13 protein-coding genes and 1 pseudogene are annotated in these 20,264 nt (G+C 72.0%); 7 read left to right on the top strand and 7 right to left on the bottom strand.

Going from position 1 to position 20,264, the window contains the following annotated elements:
- The first annotated feature begins 220 nt into the window (after positions 1-220).
- Both ACSMXW_RS32370 and ACSMXW_RS32365 read left to right on the top strand, forming a co-directional pair.
- Positions 221-1,495 carry an MFS transporter gene (locus ACSMXW_RS32370; RefSeq protein WP_485801584.1) on the top strand — a complete coding sequence of 425 codons (1,275 nt, stop codon included), beginning with the start codon at positions 221-223 and terminating at the stop codon, positions 1,493-1,495.
- Positions 1,496-1,626: 131 nt separating this feature from the next.
- Positions 1,627-3,135 carry a purple acid phosphatase family protein gene (locus ACSMXW_RS32365; protein ID WP_485801582.1) on the top strand — a complete coding sequence of 503 codons (1,509 nt, stop codon included), beginning with the start codon at positions 1,627-1,629 and terminating at the stop codon, positions 3,133-3,135.
- Positions 3,136-3,229: 94 nt separating this feature from the next.
- Here ACSMXW_RS32365 and ACSMXW_RS32360 read toward each other — a convergent pair.
- The 7 genes and pseudogenes from ACSMXW_RS32360 to ACSMXW_RS32330 form a co-directional block, all read right to left on the bottom strand.
- A pseudogene (locus tag ACSMXW_RS32360) lies at positions 3,230-5,069 on the bottom strand (glycosyl hydrolase family 28-related protein); the annotation flags it as partial.
- Positions 5,070-5,131: 62 nt separating this feature from the next.
- Entirely contained in the window at positions 5,132-6,760 is a 1,629-nt protein-coding gene (locus tag ACSMXW_RS32355; RefSeq protein WP_485801580.1) for a glycoside hydrolase family 13 protein, read from the bottom strand.
- 56 nt (positions 6,761-6,816) lie between these two features.
- On the bottom strand, positions 6,817-7,701 hold the full coding sequence (locus tag ACSMXW_RS32350; RefSeq protein WP_485801578.1) for a carbohydrate ABC transporter permease: 885 nt from the start codon (positions 7,699-7,701) through the stop codon (positions 6,817-6,819).
- Between the two features lie 17 nt (positions 7,702-7,718).
- Positions 7,719-8,702 (bottom strand): carbohydrate ABC transporter permease, encoded by a 984-nt coding sequence (locus ACSMXW_RS32345; protein WP_485801576.1) that lies wholly within the window; start codon positions 8,700-8,702, stop codon positions 7,719-7,721.
- 10 nt (positions 8,703-8,712) lie between these two features.
- Complete coding sequence (locus ACSMXW_RS32340) at positions 8,713-10,131, bottom strand: ABC transporter substrate-binding protein (protein ID WP_485801575.1); 1,419 nt, start codon at positions 10,129-10,131, stop codon at positions 8,713-8,715.
- Positions 10,132-10,415: 284 nt separating this feature from the next.
- The gene (locus ACSMXW_RS32335; RefSeq protein WP_485801573.1) at positions 10,416-11,423 is read right to left on the bottom strand and encodes a LacI family DNA-binding transcriptional regulator; all 1,008 of its coding nucleotides are present in this window, start codon (positions 11,421-11,423) and stop codon (positions 10,416-10,418) included.
- Positions 11,424-11,625: 202 nt separating this feature from the next.
- Positions 11,626-12,297: an MmyB family transcriptional regulator gene (locus ACSMXW_RS32330; RefSeq protein ID WP_485801572.1), complete on the bottom strand. Its 672-nt coding sequence runs from the start codon at positions 12,295-12,297 to the stop codon at positions 11,626-11,628.
- Between the two features lie 459 nt (positions 12,298-12,756).
- Between ACSMXW_RS32330 and ACSMXW_RS32325 the strand changes: the two genes are divergently transcribed.
- The 5 genes from ACSMXW_RS32325 (at position 12,757) to ACSMXW_RS32305 (ending at position 20,162) form a co-directional block, all read left to right on the top strand.
- On the top strand, positions 12,757-13,026 hold the full coding sequence (locus ACSMXW_RS32325; RefSeq protein WP_485808449.1) for a hypothetical protein: 270 nt from the start codon (positions 12,757-12,759) through the stop codon (positions 13,024-13,026).
- A 574-nt stretch (positions 13,027-13,600) separates the two neighbouring features.
- Positions 13,601-13,819 (top strand): type A2 lantipeptide, encoded by a 219-nt coding sequence (locus tag ACSMXW_RS32320; protein WP_485801570.1) that lies wholly within the window; start codon positions 13,601-13,603, stop codon positions 13,817-13,819.
- Positions 13,820-13,937: 118 nt separating this feature from the next.
- The gene (locus tag ACSMXW_RS32315) at positions 13,938-14,744 is read left to right on the top strand and encodes a hypothetical protein (RefSeq protein WP_485801569.1); all 807 of its coding nucleotides are present in this window, start codon (positions 13,938-13,940) and stop codon (positions 14,742-14,744) included.
- Positions 14,741-17,062, top strand: a complete 2,322-nt coding sequence (locus tag ACSMXW_RS32310; protein WP_485801567.1) for an NHLP family bacteriocin export ABC transporter peptidase/permease/ATPase subunit — start codon at positions 14,741-14,743, stop codon at positions 17,060-17,062. Before ACSMXW_RS32315 ends, ACSMXW_RS32310 begins: the two co-directional genes overlap by 4 nt.
- Before the next feature lies 1 nt (position 17,063).
- The gene (locus tag ACSMXW_RS32305) at positions 17,064-20,162 is read left to right on the top strand and encodes an NHLP bacteriocin export ABC transporter permease/ATPase subunit (RefSeq protein ID WP_485801565.1); all 3,099 of its coding nucleotides are present in this window, start codon (positions 17,064-17,066) and stop codon (positions 20,160-20,162) included.
- The last annotated feature ends 102 nt before the right edge of the window (positions 20,163-20,264 follow it).

The raw sequence follows: 20,264 nt of genomic DNA, 5'->3' as shown, positions 1-20,264 counted from the left end.
GCCACCCACGCCGGGGGCGGGCGCGGTTTTTTCCGGGGCCCGGGGGTGGACGGGCCCCGGGTGGTGGGGGGGACGGGCCCTTGGTGGCGGATCGGACCCGGGTGGCGAACATGGCGGCGGTATGAAATGTCGTGGCGCCGGGGCCCGGGAGGGCCGTCCCGGGGCGGGCTGTGCCGGCGGACGTGTGTGCGAGCGCCGGAACGGGGGGAGGGTCGCGGTCATGACGCAGACGCTCACGCCCACCCGGCAGCCGGTACGCCAGCTCCTCGCGGCCTGTGTGGGCAACGCGGTGGAGTGGTATGACTGGTACGCGTACACGTTCCTGGCGACGTACATCGCCGGCCAGATCTTCCCCAAGGGGTCGGGCAGTTCGCTGGTGCCGCTGCTGTCCACCTTCGCGGTGTTCGCGGTGGGGTTCTTCATGCGGCCCGTGGGCGGGCTGCTGATGGGGGCGGTGGCCGACCGGCACGGCAGACGCGCGGCGCTGACGCTCACGATCCTGCTGATGGGCGGCAGCAGCCTGCTGGTCGGGGTGACGCCCACCTATGCGGCGGCCGGTGTGCTCGGCCCCGTGGTGCTGGTGCTGGCACGGCTGCTCCAGGGCCTCTCGGTGGGCGGGGAGTTCGCCGCCTCCACCACCTTCCTGGTGGAGTCCGCGCGCCCGGGCCGGCGCGGGCTCTTCTCCAGCTTCCAGTACGTGTCCACCACCGCGGGCCAGCTGATCGCCTCCGGGGTCTCCGCCCTGCTGGTGGCGGTGCTGTCCGGCGGGCAGATGGACGGCTGGGGGTGGCGGGTGCCGTTCGTGCTGGGCGCGGTGCTCAGCCTGGTGGGCTTCTGGATCCGGCAGGGCGCGCTGGAGACGCTCGACACCGCCCGGCGGCGGGCGCCGCGGCCAGGGCTGTTCGACGCGCTGCGCCGCCACCCGGGGGCGTCCCTGCTGATCGGCGGCATCACCGCGGGCGGCACCCTCGCGTACTACACCTGGACGTCGTACCTGCCGACCTACGCCGAGCTGAACGCGGGCGTGGACAAGGGCGACGCGCTGTGGGTCGGCACCATCGCGCTGGCGTTCTTCGCGCTGCTCCAGCCGGTGGGCGGGATGCTGTCGGACCGCTGGGGGCGGCGGCCGCTGCTGCTGTTCTTCGGTGTGGGGTTCGCGGTGCTGAGCGTGCCGCTGCTGCACGCGCTGGACGACACGTTCCTGACGCTGCTGCTGGTGCAGAGCGGGGGCCTGGTGCTGCTGACCGGGTTCACGTCGATATCGGCGGCGGTGAACGCGGAGGTGTTCCCGGCCCGGGTCAGGGCGGCCGGGATCGGGTTCCCCTACTCGCTCACGGTGGCCCTGTTCGGCGGCACGGCACCGTATGTGGGCACCCTCTTCAAGCAGCTCGGGAACGCCGGCCTCTTCCCGTGGTACGTGGCGGTGCTCTGCCTGGTGTCGTCCGCGGTGTACCTGCGGCTGCCGGAGACGGCGTTCGGCGACCTGGAGCGCTGACACGGCACCGGGAACCGCGCCCGGCGCGGCGCCGCGGGTGCCGTCGTGGCCGATTGCGCCACATGTGGCCGATTTCCATATGACCGGAGGGGTTCACTGCGCGTTCAGCCACGGCGATTACCCCTGATCACATGCCTGGATGTGATGTCACCCGCAGAGAGATCCTGCGCTGGACCGCGGTGGCCGCCGCGGCCCCCGCGGCCACCGGCTTCGTCTTCGACGGGACGGCCGTGGCCGCCCCGCGCAAGGACGACGTCTCCCCCGCCAACCTCGAACTCGTCACGCTCACCGAGGACAGAGCGATCATCACGTGGTACACCGGCTACACCGGCACCGACGACGGCCTGGGCCGCATGGTGCCGGCACCCGCCGACGCGGAGGTGCGCTGGGGTACCCACCCCGGCCGGCTCAACCGCGTGGCGACCGGCCTGTCGGACCACACCCCGTACCACTACGTCGAACTGACCGGCCTGGAGCCCGGCCAAACCTACTACTACCAGGCCCGCTCCCAGGGCAAGCCGGTCCCGCCCACCCCTTTCACCCTCATCAGCGGCAACGCGGTCGGCACCTCCAGCTACGGCCTGGACGGCACGGGCCCCTACAGCTTCACCACGCCCCAGCCGCCGCCCGGCAGGCACCTGTTCTCCATCGTGCTCTGCAACGACCTGCACATGGGCGAGACCCAGGCCGGGCTGGTGGGCGGGCAGCCCCAGTACATCGGCATCGAGCAGGAGCCCGGCCTGCCGCCCTACCCCGAGGTGATGCTGGAGTCCCTCGTCGCGGACGCCACCTCACTGGGGGCCGACTTCCTGCTGGCCGCGGGCGACATCTCCGCCGAAGCCGTGCCGGTCGACCTGAGCACCGCCCACCGGATGCTGGGCGCGTTCGGCAGCTACCGCGAGGACTACTTCGTCACCCGGGGCAACCACGACCGGGCACACATCGGAGACCCGTACGCCTCGTGCCGGGCGGGGCAGTGGCAGGGCAACGACTGCTTCATGGACCAGTACTTCCCCGCGGCCCACGAACCCACCTACTTCACCCGGACGCTCCAGGGCCTGCGCATCATCGGGATCGACACGTACGACAAGCCGGGGAACGGCGGCGACGCCGGCGGGCTCTCCCCCGACCAGCTCTCCTGGTTCCGCAGCCAGCTGCACCGGGACCAGGACCAGCCCACGATCGTCTTCGGCCACCACCCGTTGATCGTCCAGGACTCCGCTTTCGAGATCACGCCCAGCAAGAGCCTGGACGCGGCCCAGTCCGCCACGATCCTCGACGACTACTCCCGCATGCCGGGCCTCTTCCTGCACCACGCCGGGCACACCCACCGCAACAAGCGCACCATCAGCCCCACTGCGCCCCGGGTGCTCCACCAGGAGATCGCCGCGGGCAAGGAGTACCCGGGCGGGTTCTCCCTGCTGCGTCTCCACACCGAGGGCTATGCGCTGAACTTCTACAAGAGCCGTAGTGACCTGGCGCGCCGGTGGAGCGAGCGCAGCCGGCAGGAGATCATGGGAACCTGGCCGCAGTACGCCCTGGGCGCCGCCGTCTCGGACCGGAACACCATGGTGCGGCGGGACCTGTCGGGCCTGCACCCGGTCAGGCACCACGGCGGGGACCACGCCCCGCTCCTCTAGTGCCCCGACGGGCAACGTGCGCGCCGTTGAGCTACGAGCGTGCGCCCTACGCCCCGGTCCGTACGCACCGGGCACGGGCGTACGGGACGGGAGCCGCCTTCCCTCTCCCGTACGCCCGCGTCGCCCTCCGCCGCCGTCGGAACCCCGCGGTCGGGGGCGCCGCCCGCGGCGGAGGGGCGCCGCTACCGGGGCTGGGGCCAGCTGGAGCAGTCGCCCCAGGTGGTGTCCAGGCCGGTGTTGCCGCCGCCGTCGGTGAGCGTGAAGGTGCCGGAGCCCGGTGGGAACGGGCAGTTGTAGACGCCCGCCACGCCGACGCCGGTGGCCTTGACGTTGCTGATGGTCGCCGCGCCCTGGGTCTCCGCCTGCACCACGACCGTGCCCGCGCCGTCGACCGTGCCGCCGTCGATGGTGACGTTCCGCGCGGCGAGGCCGGTGCCGCCGCCGGAGACGAACTCGTAGACGCTGTAGGGGCTGTCCTCGGCGGTGGTGTTCGTGATGGTGACCTTCGCCTCGATGGCGCTGTCGTAGGAGTCGACGCGCAGCGCGCCCATCGGGTGGCCCCAGTTCGGGTTGACGGCTCCGGTGCGGACGAGGGTGTTGTCCGCGACCGTGATGGTGCCGGCGAGGGGTGAGAACGGGTCGGCGAACTTCTGGTTGGAGATCGCGATGCCGCTGCCGAGGGCGTTGGTGTCGGAGATCAGGTTGCCCCTGACGGTGATGTCCCGGCCGCCGTAGACGGCGATGCCGTTGGCCAGGTTGGGCCCCGAGACGGTGTTGTTCTCGAAGCTGGAGTCGGTGTCGGCGCCGTTCAGCGACCACATGGCCAGCGCGTCGTCGCCCTGGTTGCGCAGGACGTTGTTCCGGACGGTGACGCCGTGGGCGTTGCCGTTGAGGTTGAGGCCGTCGGCGGTGGTGTCGAGGATGCGGTTGTCCTCGACGACCAGGTTGTCGTTGTTGCCCGTCAGCCAGAGGCCGACCTTGACGTGCTGGATCCACATGCCGGACACGGAGGAGCCGGGGCCCAGCGAGCCGTTGACGAAGTTGTCGGGGGTGGCGTCGACGCGCTCGGTGACCTCGCCCAGCACGGCGAAGTCCCTGATGTGGACGTCGCCGGAGGAGCCCGACTGGTCGATGAAGTGCGAGGAGTGTACGACCGAGTACCAGCTCCCGGCGCCCTGCAGGGTGACGTTCTCGACGCCCTGGAGCGCGGAGGTCACCTTGTAGTCGCCGGGCGGGACCCACACCGTGCCGCCCTTGGCGGCGGCGATCGCCGCGTTGAACGCCTGTGTGGAGTCGCCCTGCCCGGTGGGGTCGGCGCCCCGGTCGACGACGGAGACCGCGCCGGCGGGCGCGCCGGCGGCGGGCGCGACCTGCTCGAAGTCGGCCACGTCCACGGTGACGTCCCCGGAGGCCTCCAGGGCCACCGTGTCGCCGGCCCCCAGGTCCTGTCCGAGCAGCACCCGGCTGTCGTCGAAGAAGTGGTGGGTCCTGGCGCCGGGGATCCAGGGGGTGTCGACGTAGGAGTACGTGGCGGTGAGCGCCAGCGACCTGTCCGTCTTGCGGCCGTTCACGTACACCGCGAGGGAGCCCGTCCGGCCGTCGGGCACGTTGTACGAGACGTTCACCGCGTTGGCGTCCGCGGGCAGGGTGAACTCGACGCGCTGCCCCGCGGAGAGGTGTACGGCCCGCCGGCCCGAGGCCTCGGAGGCGAGGGAGCCCTGGGTGTGGTCGGGGCCCACCGGCGAGCCGTCGGTGGCCGCCGACTCGGCCTCCACCGAGTGCACCGGCAGGTCGGCCCCGGCGGTGGCGGCCGCGCCCGCGGTGGGTGTCGCGCCCGCGGTGGGGGCCAGCGCGGTGAGCATCCCGCCGGTCAGGGCGACGGTCGCGGCGGCCGCCACCCAGCGGGGTGACGGACGCCTGGCTGTCTTCTGCATGGCTGTTCCCTTTCGTGGGGGGAGGTGGAACAGGTGCTTCGAGCCGGCGGCCGGCCGCGGGGTCAGGCCCGCAGCCAGGCCGCCGTGTCCTTCGGCAGGCGGCCCGCCTCGTCCAGGGGGCCGCTCGTCAGCAGGACGTCCGTGTGGCCGGGCAGCTCGGCGGGTGCCTCGGCGAGGTTGACGACGCACATCAGGCCGTCGGTGCGGGCGAAGCTGAGCACCCCCGGGCCGGCGGGCAGCCAGCGCAGCGGGCCGTCGCCGAAGCCCGGCTGACCGCGCCGGACGGCGAGCGCGGCCCGGTAGAGGGAGAGCATCGAGTCCGGGTCGGCGTCCTGCCGGTCGGCCGCGTAGGCGTCCCAGCCGGCCGGTTGCGGCAGCCAGGGTTCCTCGCGCGAGCCGAAGCCCGCGTGCGGGGCGCCGCTCTGCCAGGGCATGGGGACCCGGCAGCCGTCCCGGCCCGGGTCACGGCCGCCGGAGCGGTGGTGCATCGGGTCCTGGATGCGGCCGAGGGGGATGTCCGCCTCGGGCAGGCCCAGCTCCTCGCCCTGGTAGACGTAGACGGAGCCGGGCAGCGCCAGCGAGAGCAGTGCGGCGGCGCGCGCCCGCCGGGTGCCGAGTGCCAGGTCGGTGGGGGTGCCGAAGACCTTGGTGGCGAAGGCGAAGCCGGTGTCCTCGCGGCCGTAGCGGGTGACGGTGCGGGTGACGTCGTGGTTGCAGAGCACCCAGGTGGCGGGGGCGCCGACGGGAGCGTGCTCGGCCAGCGTCTCGTCGATGGCCGAGCGCAGCCGGGCCGGGTCCCAGGGGCAGGTGAGGAACGTGAAGTTGAAGGCGGTGTGCAGCTCGTCGGGGCGCAGGTAGCGGGCGAACCGCTCGGAGTCCGGCAGCCACACCTCGCCGACGAAGACACCGTCGTAGGCGTCGGCGACCCGCCGCCAGGAGCGGTAGATGTCGTGCAGTTCGTCGCGGTCGACGAACGGGTGCGGATCGCGGCCCTCGACGAAGTCGGGCAGCGCCGGGTCCTTGGCGAGCAGGGCGGCGGAGTCGATGCGGACCCCCGCCACGCCCCGCTCGAACCAGAAGCGCAGGATGTCCTCGTGCTCCTGGCGGACCGCCGGGTGGGCCCAGTTGAGGTCGGGTTGCTCGGGCGCGAAGAGGTGCAGGTACCACTCGCCGTCCGGCACCCGGGTCCAGGTGTTCCCGGCGAACTGCGAGGGCCAGTCGTTCGGCGGCAGTTCGCCGTGCTCACCGCGGCCGGGCCTGAAGTGGAAGAGCGCGCGCTCGGGGCTGCCGGGCCCGGCCTGCAGGGCCGCGCGGAACCAGGGGTGCTGGTCGGACACGTGGTTCGGCACGATGTCGACGATGGTGCGCATCCCCAGCTCACGGGCCTCCGCGATGAGCTTCTCGGCCTCGGCGAGGGTGCCGAAGGCGGGGTCGATGGTGCGGTAGTCGGCGACGTCGTAACCGCCGTCCGCGAGGGGCGACAGGTACCAGGGCGTGAACCAGAGGGCGTTAACGCCGAGCCGCGCCAGGTACGGCAGCCTGGCGCGGACCCCGGCGAGGTCGCCGGTGCCGTCACCGTCGCCGTCCGCGAAACTGCGCACGTACACCTGGTAGATGACGGCGGAGCGCCACCACTGGTCGTCCGGGGTGGGGGAGGTCGTCCGTTTTTGGGCAGGGGAGGGCTGTCCCACGGTGCGTGCCTTTCGAAGCTGCTGGTCAGGGGCAGGGGCGAGCGGGTCGGGGGCGCTCAGCCCTTGGTGCTGCCGGCGCTGATACCGGCGATGATGTGCCGCTGGAACACCAGGAACATCGCGACCATCGGGACGCTGGCGATCACCATGGACGCGATCAGCACGGTCAGCGGGATGTTCTGGGAGAGCTGGACCAGCGCCACGCTGATCGGCTGCTTGCCGGTGTCGGAGAAGACCATCAGCGGCCAGAGGAAGTCCTGCCAGACGGCGACGAGCGCGAAGATCGACACCACGCCGAGCACCGGCCGGGACATCGGCAGGACGATCGAGACGAGGCTGCGCAGCTTCCCGGCGCCGTCGATCTCGGCCGCCTCCAGGACGTCGCGCGGTATCTGGTCGAAGAACCTCTTGAGGAGGTAGAGGTTGAACGCGTTGGCGACGGCCGGCAGCCAGATCGCCAGCGGGTTGTTGAGCAGGCTGGTGTGCACGAAGGGCAGGTCGGCCACGGTCAGGTACTTGGGCACCACCAGGGCCTGGGCCGGGACCATCAGGGTGGCCAGGATGCCGCCGAGGATCACCTTGCCGAAGGCGGGCCGCAGCTTGGACAGGGCGTAGGCGGCCGCGGTGCAGAAGACGATCTGCAACAGCCAGGCACCGGCGGCCTGCACCACGGTGTTCCACAGGTGCTGGGGCAGTTGCATCAGGTCCCAGGCGTCGGTGTAGCCGGTCAGATGCCAGGACTCGGGAACCAGCGTCGGCGGGGTGCGGGTCACCTCGTCCGGCGACTTCATCGCGCCGGACACCATCCAGTACACCGGGAAGAGGAAGGCGAACGCGAAGAGCACGAGCACGGCGCAGAACACGGTCCAGTACACGGCCCTGCCGCGCGGGCGGCCGAGGGCACCCGGGGAGATCAGGGTGCGGGCGCCGTGGGTGGTCATGTGTCCTCCCCGTCCGGTCATGTGTCCTCCCCCGAGCGGGTCAGCCGCAGGTAGAGCGCCGAGAACGCGCTCAGCAGCACGAGCAGCAGCACGCTGAGCGCGCAGGCCCCGCCGAAGTCGTTGTAGAGGAAGGCGTACTTGTAGATCAGGTAGAGCACGGTGACGGTGGCGCTCTCCGGGCCGCCCCCGGTGATCACGAACGGTTCCGTGAAGACCTGCATGGTCGCGATGATCTGGAGCAGCATCAGCATGAGGATGATGAACCGGGTCTGCGGGATCGTCACGTGCCGCACCCGTTGCAGCAGGCTCGCGCCGTCGATCTCCGCGGCCTCGTACAGCTCCCCGGGGATGCCCTGCAGGGCCGCCAGGTAGATCAGCACGGTACCGCCCATGTTCGCCCAGGTGGCCACGATGACCAGGGAGACCAGGGCGGTGTCGGTGCCGTTCGACCAGTTCGAGGTGGGCAGGTGGGCGAAGCGCAGCACCTCGTTGGCGAGGCCGGCCCCGGGGTCGTAGAACCACTTCCACAGCAGGGCGCTGACCACCGGCGGGATCATCACCGGCAGGTAGACCACGACTCGGAAGAACGCCTTGAAGTGCCTGAGCTCGTTGAGCACCAGCGCGGTGACGAACGGCACGGCGAAGCCGAGCAGCAGCGCGAAGAGGGTGAACGTCAGGGTGTTGCGCCAGGCCGCGCCGAACTCGGGGTCGTGGAAGACCCGGGTGAAGTTGGCGGTGCCCACCCACTGGGGGTCCGAGCCCGGCGTGTACTTCTGGAAGGCGATGACCACGGCGCGCACCGCCGGGTACCAGGAGAACAGCGCGAAGCAGATCAGCCCGCCGAGCAGGAACGCGTAGGCGCGGCCCTGCTCGGCGAGGACCCGGGCGAGCGGGCGGCGGGCGGGGCCGTGGGCCGCGGCGCCGCCGCTCGCGGGTGCGGCGGGCGGCGCGGCGGCCGGCCGCGCGGGGGCGGGCGCTGCCACCTTCGGTGCGGTCTTCATGGCGCTCCCGTCAGCCCCGGGCGAGAATGCCGTCGATCTTGCCGGAGGCGTCCTTGAGGAGCTGGTCGATGTCGGCGTCCTGCTTGGTCAGCACGGCCGAGACCGCGCCGTCCAGCACCGAGTAGATCTGCTGGGCCTGCGGCGGCTCGATCTTCAGCTGGAGCTGCTTGTTGCCGTCCAGGAAGCGCTGGTAGTTGTCCACCGGCACATTGGCGTTGGCCCTCTTGAGCTGCTGGTCCTCGGCATCGGCCGCACCGCTGAAGAGCCGGGGCTCGGGCAGGCCCACCGGGGCGTCGTGCTTCCTGGCGCGGACGTAGTCGCCGAAGAAGCCCTTGCCGGGGGTGAGGAACATGTGGTCGAGCCACTTCAGGCCGGCCCTGATCTGCGCGGGGGTGTCCCTCTTGTTGAACATGTAGCCGTCGCCGCCGATGAGGGTGGCCTTGCCGCCGGGCATCGGCGCGAGGGCGAGGTCCTTGTAGTCGCCGCCTTTCTCCTTCACCAGGATCGGGATGTTGTCGGGCGCGGCGAGGTACATGCCGAGCTTGCCGGAGCCCATCATGAGCTGGACGTCGTTCAGCACGAGCAGCTGCTTGCTGCCCATGGAGTCGTCCTTCCACCGCATGTCCTTGAGGTTCTGCAGGACGGCGTGGCCCTCGGGGGTGTCGACGGTCGCCTTCTTGCCGTCCGGGCTGACGACGTCGCCGCCCTGTGAGTAGACCTCGGCGGTGAAGTGCCAGCCGCCCTGGTTCTGGGCGCTGTAGTCGGCGTAGCCAACGGTGCCGTCTCCCAGCGCGGCTATCTTCCTGGCGTCGGCGCGCACCTCCTGCCAGGTCGTCGGCGGCTTCTCGGGGTCGAGGCCGGCCTTCTGGAAGAGCTTCTTGTTGTAGATGAGGCCCATCGAGTAGCCGGTGCGGGGGATGCCGTAGACCTTTCCGTCCACGGTGTAGATGTCGCGCAGCTGCTTCTGGATGGTGGGGTAGCTCTTCAGCTCCTTGACGTACGGGGTGAGGTCGGCGGCCTGGTTGATGTCGACGACGTGTCTGACGTCGGTGAAGTACGTGTAGAAGACGTCTTCCATCTGCCCGCCGGCGAGCTTGGCGTCGAAGGTCTTGGGGTCCTGGCAGGGGAAGGCGTCGTGCGGGGTGACGTCGATGTCCGGGTGCTGCCTCTCGAAGGCCGCCACGTCCTGGTCGAAGAAGCTCCGGTCGACCTTGGCGCTCTTCGGCGGCTCGCAGTTGACCGTGATGTGGGTCTTGCCGTCGCTCGCCTCGCCGTCGCCCGAGCCGCAGGCCGAGACCGCGGTGAGGGCGAGGGCCGAGGCCAGGGCGGCGACGGGGGCGCCTCGCAGGCCCCTGAGGCTCCCCCTGTGCCTGAGCGGCCTGGGAGGTGTCCCCAGGGAGAAGGTGCGACGGAACCCGGGACTTCTCATCGGTGGACCCCTCTTGGCAGGCGCGTGGAAGGCCCCGCCGCGCGGGACGCCGGGAGGACGCATGCGCTGCGTGGCGCACGCCACTCAACCACCACCGATAGTGAGACGCAAGATGTCGCGCTCATCTTGTAAATATTGAACAGCTCGATGTTGGTCCATACCGCACCACTGCCGTTTCCGCGGCGTCCGCTTGACGTACGGAGGGCGCGTCCGGAAGGCGGGTTCGGTACGGGGCGTGGGTGGTGCCGCCGTGTGGGCGCGGTGTGCGGCAGGCCGACGGGCCGTCAGCGCGGCGCCTGACCGGTGGAGCCGCGCACCACCAGCTCCGGCTCGAACAGCAGCTCCTCGGCCGCCACGCTGCCGCCGCCGATCTGCGCGTAGAGCATCTCGACCGCGGCACGGCCCATGGACTCGATGGGCTGGCGGACGGTGGTCAGCGGGGGCTCGGTGCAGTTCATCAGCGCCGAGTCGTCGTAGCCGACGACGGAGACGTCGCCCGGCACCGCGAGGCCCCGGCGGCGGGCGGCGCGCACCACGCCGAGCGCGATCGGGTCGCTGGCGCAGATGAAGCCGGTGACACCGGCCTCCAGCAGCCTGGCGGAGGCCGCCTGGCCGCCCTCGATGGAGAACATGGCGCGCGCGACCCGCTCGTCGGGCAGCCGGCCGCCGGCGGCCGCGCAGATGGCCCGGGCGGCGGCCAGCTTGCGCTGCGAGGGCATGTGGTCGGCGGGGCCGAGCACCAGGCCGATGCGCTCGTGGCCGAGCGAGGCGAGGTGCCGCCAGGCCTGCTCCACGGCGACGGCGTCGTCACAGGAGACGCCGGGGAAACCCAGGTGCTCTATGGCGGCGTTGACCAGGACCACGGGGATCCTGCGGTCGGCGAGCTGCCGGTAGTGGTCGTGCGGCGCGTCGGCCTGGGCGTACAGGCCGCCCGCGAACACGACGCCGGAGACCTGCTGCTGGAGCAGCAGCTCCACGTAGTCCGCCTCGGAGACCCCGCCCTTGGTCTGGGTGCACAGCACGGGCGTCAGGCCGAGCTGGGCGAGCGCCCCGCCGATCACCTCGGCGAACGCCGGGAAGATCGGGTTCTGCAACTCGGGCAGCACGAGGCCCACCAGGCGGGCGCGCTCGCCGCGCAGCTGGGTGGGGCGCTCGTAGCCGAGGACGTCGAGCGCGGAGAGCACCGCCTGCCGGGTCGCCTCCGAGACTCCCGGCTTGCCGTTGAGCACCCGGCTGACCGTGGCCTCGCTGACTCCTACCTTCTTGGCCACCTGAGCAAGTCGTCGCGTCATGCACGCAAGAATAGCGCAAGCGCTTGCAAGCGCTTTGCGCGAGCGCTGGGGCTCGCGCGTGGTCCGGGGGTCCGGATGCGACGGAGACCGCCCCCATGGGGCGGTGACGACCTGACGCTCTCGCCGTGACTGAGCGCGCAGTTCCCCGCGCCCCCCTGGGGGGACCGGGGCCGGCGTCAACGGCGCCCCGAGAGGGCGCGGCTCACGTCTCCGTGGCCGGGACCGCCCGGAGGTGGCCCGTGGCGCGGCGGCTGCCGGGGGCCTGGCGGGCGGCGCGGGTACCGCCGCGGGGATCGCGGAGCACCAGCGTCAGGTGACGGTAGCCCAGGGACGCCAGCATCCGGGGGGCGTCGGCGACGACCCGGCAGTAGGTACGGCCCCAGCGGGGGTCCGGGTGCCAGAGCGGGCGGACCGAGCCGTCGTGCTCCGCGGCGTCCGGGCCGACCGTGCGCAGCCAGTGCGGCACGCCCTGGCGGTAGGCGGCCTCCATGATGGGGTCGTCCTCGATCGCCTTGCGGATCGCCAGCAGCTCGGGATCCTGCCCGTACTCCTCCAGGCCCTCCGCCAGGTGCGCCAGCATCGGCAGGCACCAGCTCGACTCGTGGTCGTCGAGGACCGTGCCCGCGTCCGGGTGGAAGAGGACGAAACGCATGAGGTTCTGGTGCGGCATCGCCGTCGGGTGGTGCGAGATCCCCTGGAAGAGCGCGTCGAAGGCCGGATTGGCGAGCACCACGTCCCAGCGGTGGTCGAACACGACCGAAGGGTACGGAAGGGTGCTCAGCAGCGCGGCGTAGTCCTTGAGATAGGCGCGGGCCTCGGGGTCGTCGGGGGCGTGTTGGGGCCCCGACCGCCACCCGCCCGAGCGGTGTGCCATCGGTGACCAACCCCCAACTGCAGCTCTTGTTCCGCGGCTGCCCTGCGACTGCGATGGCAAAAACGGATCTTCGCACCCGCCCCGCGATCCTGCTGCCACCGCAACTGGCGTGTCAATTATCGTGGCATTTACGGTCTGTTGAGGGCCGAATCACGCCACAGTTATGGCGGATCTGGATGCACTTGTCCGCCGGCGGGCTCCTTATGGCCGCCGGGCTCCCCCTCCCGCGCCGTGCGCCGCCGAGCGCGGCCGTGTCCCGTTGTCAGTGCCGGGCGTCATGCTGGGCAGTGCGCAGCAACCGTGCGCAGCCGACCGATGACGCCCCGCCCACCGAGCGGCGGGCCGTGACCGAGCAGCCCGGGGGGAGCACCCATGCCCATGGCCCTGTTGACCGACCGCGAGCGCGCCGCCGTACAGGCGTATCTGCGCCTGCTCCAGACCGTGCGGGCGGCCCTCGACCTGACCGGCCCCGCGGACCTCGCACTCGCAGGGGACCCGGCACCATCCGAGGACCGCGCACCCGCCGGGGGCCAGGCACCCGTCGCGCACCCCGCACGCACAGGCGACCGCGCGGGACGCACGGGCACACCCCACCCGCCCGTGGTCCCGCCCTCGTTACTGGCCGACGCCGACCGGGCCCTCGCCGCGGCCGGCCTCGCCGGGAACGAGCGGGAGTTCTTCGCGCTGCTGCGTGCATGGCGGCAGGAGTCGGGCGCCGCCGGGGGCTGACCAGCGGTCATACGCCCCGCCGCCGACACCGGCCACGCCGGCGGGGCATGACCGTTTTCACCCGCAATGCAGCACCATGCACGACAAGGCATGGCAGACAGGCACGTCAGAGGCGCACTCCGCAGTCGCGTGGTGACTACGCGTTCACTCCAGCCAACCGGAAGTCGACCTTCAGCAAATCTGCACACCGATTGCGCAGGCACGGCACGGATTCCGACAGATATCCGGGAAACGGGAGTGACAGGTGCTGCGTCACGCCGGGACTGTCCGGATCTCCTGGCACGGCGTGCCGCGAAACGGCACCCGTGACGGCAGGCGTGTGAAGGACTCGCCACCAACCCGTGGACACACCTGCACCTCCTGGAAAGCGGATGCGTTCATACCCACCGGATCGCGCCGCGTGGGATTGGCCGCCCGACGTGGCGGCATGCTTGGATCCTCAGCACTGCGGACGCCGCCCCTGTGCACCCACCACACGGGGCAGCAGCGCGACTGCGGGAAACGGTCGGCGGTCCCGCTCCGCCGGCTCGACCGGCCGTTGTTGAGAAATATCCAAATGAAGGGAATTCCCATCATGAACCGCACCCCCCAGGTTGAGACCGTCGAGATCTCCGACACCGAGCTGGACAACGTCTCCGGTGGTCTGGTCGGCGACCTGGTGAGCAACGTCGTCGCCACGGCGGACTCGGTCGCCCCGGTCTCCAGCACCGTCGGCACCGTCTCCGGCCTCGTCCAGGGCACCACCGGCATCGACGCCACCGGCACGGTCTCCGGCCTGGTCTCCGGTCTCTGAGACGCGATATCGCTGTGGGTCCCGGAGCCGGGTGGCTCCGGGATTCCCGGCTGTCATGACGTGCGAAGCCGAACGCCGACAGCTGGACGCAGCCGCAGGCAGTTGAGGGAAGAGTTCCGTGGAGTTCCGCAAGCAGGCCCTTTCCAAACTGCAGTCACCGGAGGAGCTCGACCTTCCGGTGCGCTTCGCCCGGCCGCAGGGCTGGCTCGTGCTGATCGTCACGGTCCTCGTGATGGCGGCGGGCGCGTTCTGGGCCGTCACCGGCACCGTCTCCTCGACACTGAACGCCACCGGCGTCCTCACCCATGGGCAGGGCAGCTACGTCCTGCAGAGTCCCGTCGCGGGCCAGGTCACCGACGTGCTCGCCGAGGCGGGCAGGAACCTCCCCGCCGACGCCCCCCTCGTCAAGGTCCGCACCCCGCACGGTGACAGCGTCGTGCGCACCATCGCCGCAGGGCGCCTGACCACCGTCTCGGTCACCATCGGCGCCGTGGTGAACACCGGCACCGACGTGGCCACCCTGGAGCGGGTGAAGGACCCCACCGCACCGCTGGTCGCCGTCCTCTACGTACCCGCGGGCCGCGCCCCGGGCATCCCGCGGGGCGCCGCGGTCGACCTCACGCTCCCGTCGGTGCCCGCCGACCGCTACGGTACGCTCCGCGGCCGCGTGGCCAGCGTCGGCCAGGCCGCGCAGAGCCGCCAGCAGATCACCGCCTTCCTCGGGGACGCCGAGCTGGGCAGGGCGTTCACCAAGGACGGCAGCCCGGTCCCGGTGGTGGTCAGGCTCGACACCGCCAAGCAGACCAAGTCCGGCTACCGCTGGTCCTCCTCGCAGGGCCCGCCGTTCGCCATCCCGTCCATGACCGGCGCCACCGCCCGCATCCGCCTCGCCGACCAGCGGCCCGTCGACTGGCTGCTGCCATGAGCGCACCCGAGGAGACCACTCCCCCGAAGCTCCCGTCCCCCGCTGCCTCAAGGGCGCGGGAGGTACCCCCGTCGGCCGGCCGCGGCAGGCACCGCCCCGGCGCCGAGGAACGCGGCGGCCGGCGCAGGGCGCCCGCGTCCGCCGGGCCCGCCCCGAAGGGCCGCAGGCCGAAGACCGTGCGCAGCCCCACCATGCTGCAGATGGAGGCCGTCGAGTGCGGCGCCGCCTCGCTGGCCATGGTGCTCGGGTACCACGGCAGGCATGTGCCGCTGGAGGAGCTGCGCATCGCCTGCGGCGTCTCCCGGGACGGCTCCCGGGCCAGCAACCTCCTGAAGGCGGCCCGCAGCTACGGCCTGACCGCCAAGGGCATGCAGATGGACGTGTCCGCGCTGGCCGACGTGCAGGGCCCCGCCATCCTGTTCTGGGAGTTCAACCACTACGTCGTCTTCGACGGCGTGGCCCGCCGGCTCGGCAGGCGCGGCGTGCTCATCAACGACCCGGCCAAGGGGCGGCGGTTCGTGCCCATGGAGGAGTTCGACACCTCCTTCACGGGGATCGTGCTGGTCTTCGAGCCCGGCGACGGCTTCGAGAAGGGCGGCCGCAGGCCCGGCGTCCTCGGGGCGATGCCGGCGCGGCTGCGCGGCACCTTCGGCACCATGCCCGCCGCGGTGCTCGCCAGCCTGCTGCTGGTCGCGGTCGGCGCGGTGGTGCCCGCGCTCAGCCGTACCTACATCGACACCTTCCTGATCGGTGGGCAGACCTCGCTGCTGGGCGCGCTGTTCGCGTCGATGGCCGCGATGGTGGTGCTGACCGGGGTGCTGACGGCGCTCCAGCAGTCGAACCTGCTGCGCGGCCGGCTGATCTCCTCCACCCTCGCCAGCGCCCGCTTCCTGCGGCACCTGCTGCGGCTGCCCGTCACGTTCTTCGCCCAGCGCAGCCCGGCCGACCTGGTGCAGCGGCTGCAGTCCAACGACACCGTCGCCGAGACCCTGGCCCGGGACCTGGCGGCCGCCGGTGTGGACGCGGTGGTGGTGCTGCTCTACGCGGTGCTGCTGTGGACCTACGACCCCCAGCTCACCGTCATCGGGGTGCTGGTGGCACTGCTGAACGTGGTCGCGATGCGGGTGGTGATCCGGCTGCGGGCCACCCGGACGCAGAAGCTGCGCGCCGACACCGCCCGGCTGACCAACACCTCGTACACCGGGCTGCAGCTCATCGAGACGATGAAGGCCACCGGTGGCGAGGACGGCTACTTCCGCCGCTGGGCGGGGCAGCACGCCACCACGCTGGAGGAGCAGCAGCGGCTCGGCGTGCCGAGCGCCTGGCTGGGCATGGTGGCGCCGACGCTCGCCACGCTCAACAGCGCGCTGATCCTGTGGGTCGGCGGACTGCGCGCCGTGGACGGGCACATCTCGATCGGCCTGCTGGTCGCCTTCCAGGCGCTGGTGACCCGCTTCACCGCCCCCATCACCCGGCTGAACGGCGTCGCGGGCCGCATCCAGGACTTCGCGGCCGACGTGGCCCGGCTGAAGGACGTGGAGAACTTCCCGGCCGACTCGCTCTACGCCCGCCCCGGCACCGCGGGCGGCACCCGCAGGCTGCGCGGGCACGTCACCCTGGAGAACATCACGTTCGGCTACAGCCCGCTCGACAAGCCGCTGCTCACGGACTTCTCGGTGTCGGTGGGCCCGGGGCAGCAGGTGGCGCTGGTGGGCGGCTCGGGCAGCGGCAAGTCGACGGTCTCGCGGCTGATCTCCGGCCTCTACGCCCCCTGGGAGGGTGAGATACGCATCGACGGCCGGCGCCTCACGGACATCCCGCGCGGCGCGCTCGCCGCCTCCGTCTCCTTCGTCGACCAGGACATCTTCCTCTTCGAGGGCACCGTCAGGGACAACATCGCGCTGTGGGACCCCTCGATCCCCGACGAGGCGGTGATCGCCGCGCTCAAGGACGCCGAGCTGTACGAGGTGGTGGCGCGCCGCCCCGGCGGCATCCACAGCCGTGTCGAGCAGGACGGCCAGAACTTCTCGGGCGGGCAGCGCCAGCGCCTGGAGATCGCCCGCGCCCTGGTACGCGACCCCAGCGTGCTGGTGCTCGACGAGGTGACGAGCGCACTGGACGCGGAGACCGAACAGGTCATCATCGACAACCTCCGCCGCCGCGGTTGCGCCTGCGTGGTGATCGCCCACCGGCTGAGCACGGTCCGCGACAGCGACGAGATCGTGGTGCTGAGCCACGGCACGGTCGTGGAGCGCGGCCGCCATGACGAACTGGTCGCGGCGGGCGGCCCGTACGCCGAACTGGTCAGGGAGAGCTGAGGTGACCTCCGTACACGACCCGGCCACCGCCCAGCCGGCCGGGGAGGACCTGGTCCTCCAGGCGCTGGGCACGCTGGGCGAGCAGGTGGACTGCACCGGTCTGTCCAGCGTGCCGCTGGAGGACCCGGTAGTGCTGTGGCTGGTGGCGGCCGGAGCGCTCGACCTGTTCGCGGTCGACGCGGCCCAGCAGGGCCACTGGCACCACCTCGGGCGCCTGGAGCCGGGCTCGCTGCTGCTCGGCCCGGTGCAGGGCCCGCAGCACACGCTGGTGGGCAGGCCGGTGCGCGGCTGCGTGCTGCGCCGTATCCCGCTGCGTGAGCTGTCCTGGCAGCCGGCGGCCCACCAGGGCGGGTACGGCGACCCGTACGACACGGGCTCCTACCCGGCGGGCGGCTACGACACCGGCAGCTACCCCACCGGCTCCTACGACACCGGCTCCTACGACACCGGCGGCTACCCCACGGGCTCGTACGACACCGGCGGCCACCCCACGTCCCCGTACGACACCGGCGGCTTTCCCGCCGGCTCCTACGACACGGGCGAGTTCCCGGCCGCGGGGGCCGGCGCCGCCGGAGCGGGCCACACGGGCGCCGGGCAGCAGCTGAGCGCGTTGGAGTACGCCTTCGCGCTGGGCGTCGGGCGGGGGCTCGGCATCCTCTTCGAGGCGCCGCTGAGCGGCGGGGCGGACAGCATGTCCGCGGTGGACGGCAGCGGCGGGCCGCGGGCGGGCGGGCAGCTCGCCGAGGCCGACGTGCTGTGGATGCAGGTGCCGCCCGGCAGTGTGCAGTACGGGGCCGCGTACAGCCCCGAGGCGGCGGGCGACCTGCTGGTCGACCCCACGCTCTGGCAGTCCATGGTGGACCAGCAGCACCGCCTGCTGTCCGCGCTCGACCGCTGGATCGAGCAGCTCGAACGCACCCACGCGGACCGCACGGCGGCCGGCATCAGGGCCGGCGAGGCGGTGCGGGAGCAGGCCGACCGGGCGCTGCTGGCCTCCATCGGCAGTGCCCGGAACACCGGTGGGCGCGGGCAGGGCGCCGGCGACGACGTCACCTACGCCGTCTGCCGGATGGTCGCCCGGGCGGCCGGCGTCAGGCTGGTCGAGCCGGCCCGCAGCGGGGCCGTCAGCGAGCGCATCGACCCGGTGGAGCGGATCGCCCAGGCCTCCCGGGTCCGCACCCGTCAGGTGCGCCTCACCGGGCGCTGGTGGAAGGAGGACATGGGACCGCTGGTGGGCCACCGGGCCGGCAGCGGCACGCCGGTGGCGCTGCTGTGGCGGCGCGGCGGCTACACGGCGGTCAGCGCGGCATCCGGCCGCGGCACGAGGATCGACTCCGGCAACGCCGAGGAGTTCGAGCCACGCGGCGTGATGCTCTACCGGCCGCTGCCCGAGCGACGCATGAGCCTGCCGCGGCTGATGCGCTTCAGCCTCCAGGGCACCGCGTTCGACGTGCGCAACCTGGTCGTGAGCGGTCTGGTGACGGTGGGCCTCGGCACCCTGGTGCCGGTCGCGACCGGCAAGGTGCTCGGGGAGTTCGTGCCGAACGCCGAGCGCGGCCTGATCGTGCAGGTCTGCCTCGCGGTGATGGTCAGCAGCCTGGTCGCGGCGGCGTTCACACTGCTGCAGAACCTCACGCTGCTGCGCATCGAGGGCCGGATCGAGAGCACCCTGCAGCCGGCCGTCTGGGACCGGCTGCTCAGGCTGCCCACCCGGTTCTTCGCGCGGCGCTCCACCGGTGAGCTGGCCAGCGCGGCGATGGGCATCAGCGCCATCCGCCGGATGCTGGCCGGGGTCGCGCCGGTGGCCGTGCAGTCCAGCACCGTCGGCGCGATGAACCTCGTACTGCTGCTGTGGTACAGCATCCCGATGGCGCTGGCGGCGAGCGGGATGCTGCTGGTGATCGCGGCGGTGTTCCTGGTGCTCGGGCTGTGGCAGGTGCGCTGGCAGCGCCGTCTCGTGGTGCTCACCAACAAGCTGAACAACCAGGCGTTCCAGACGCTGCGCGGGCTGCCGAAGCTGCGGATCGCCGCGGCCGAGAACTACGCCTACGCGGCCTGGGCGCGGGAGTTCGCCCGCAGCCGGGAAATGCAGCAGAAGGTCGGCCGGATCAAGAACCTCACCACCGTCGCGGGCGCCCTCTACCTGCCGCTGTGCTCGCTGCTGATGTTCATGCTGCTGGCGGGACCCGCCCGGGGCAGCATGTCGGCGGGCGCGTTCCTCACCTTCAACACCGCCATGACGATGATGCTCACCTCGGCCACCCAGCTCACCGGCGCACTGGTGTCGGTGGTGGCCGTGCTGCCGATGTTCGAGGAGATCAGGCCGGTGCTCGACGAGGCGCCCGAGGTCGGCGCGGCGAGCACCAGGCCCGGCGAGCTGAGCGGCGCCATCGAGGCCCGGAAGCTCTCCTTCCGCTATACCGACGACGGACCGCTGGTGCTGGACGACGTCTCCTTCGAGGTGCGGCCCGGTGAGTTCGTGGCGATCGTGGGCCCGAGCGGCTGCGGCAAGTCCACGCTGCTGCGGCTGCTCATCGGCTTCGACCGGCCCGCCTCGGGCAGCGTGCTGTACGACGGGCAGGACCTGGCCGCGCTGGACCAGGCCGCGGTGCGCCGGCAGTGCGGGGTGGTGCTCCAGCACGCCCAGCCGTTCACCGGCTCCATCCTGGACTGCATCTGCGGCGCCGAGCCGTTCACACAGGAGGAGGCCTGGGAGGCGGCCGAGATGGCCGGCCTCGCCGAGGACATCCGGCGGATGCCGATGGGCATGCACACCATCGTCGCGGGCAGCGGGGCGGTCTCCGGCGGGCAGCGGCAGCGGCTGATGATCGCCCAGGCGCTGATCCGCCGACCGCGGATCCTCTTCTTCGACGAGGCGACCAGCGCCCTCGACAACGAGACCCAGCGCACCGTCATCGACAGCACCCGCGCCCTGAAGGCCACCCGGGTGGTGATCGCGCACCGGCTCTCCACGGTGCTGGACGCCGACCGTGTGATCGTGATGGCGGACGGCCGGATCACGGAGGTCGGGCCACCGGCACAGCTCCTCGCCGACCCGCAGGGCCGCCTCCACGAGCTGGTGCGCCGGCAGATGCAGTGACGCGCCCGTCCCACGGCAGCGGTCCTCCGGTACGGCCCGTGATCGCAATCACCCCGTTCCACGTTCTGTCCCATATGGTGGTCGGACCTGACCGGCAGGTAA

The organism is Streptomyces sp. DSM 116793, from assembly GCF_057320905.1.
This window is presented reverse-complemented; position numbering and strand designations above follow the sequence as displayed.

Excerpts from the sequence above, each read along its gene's own strand:
- ACSMXW_RS32330 (WP_485801572.1), bottom strand. The coding sequence starts at position 12,297 with ATGGCACACCGCTCGGGCGGGTGGCGGTCGGGGCCCCAACACGCCCCC.
- ACSMXW_RS32370 (WP_485801584.1), top strand. The coding sequence starts at position 221 with ATGACGCAGACGCTCACGCCCACCCGGCAGCCGGTACGCCAGCTCCTC.
- ACSMXW_RS32340 (WP_485801575.1), bottom strand. The coding sequence starts at position 10,131 with ATGAGAAGTCCCGGGTTCCGTCGCACCTTCTCCCTGGGGACACCTCCC.
- ACSMXW_RS32345 (WP_485801576.1), bottom strand. The coding sequence starts at position 8,702 with ATGAAGACCGCACCGAAGGTGGCAGCGCCCGCCCCCGCGCGGCCGGCC.
- ACSMXW_RS32335 (WP_485801573.1), bottom strand. The coding sequence starts at position 11,423 with ATGACGCGACGACTTGCTCAGGTGGCCAAGAAGGTAGGAGTCAGCGAG.
- ACSMXW_RS32350 (WP_485801578.1), bottom strand. The coding sequence starts at position 7,701 with ATGACCACCCACGGCGCCCGCACCCTGATCTCCCCGGGTGCCCTCGGC.
- ACSMXW_RS32365 (WP_485801582.1), top strand. The coding sequence starts at position 1,627 with ATGCCTGGATGTGATGTCACCCGCAGAGAGATCCTGCGCTGGACCGCG.
- ACSMXW_RS32310 (WP_485801567.1), top strand. The coding sequence starts at position 14,741 with ATGAGCGCACCCGAGGAGACCACTCCCCCGAAGCTCCCGTCCCCCGCT.
- ACSMXW_RS32320 (WP_485801570.1), top strand. The coding sequence starts at position 13,601 with ATGAACCGCACCCCCCAGGTTGAGACCGTCGAGATCTCCGACACCGAG.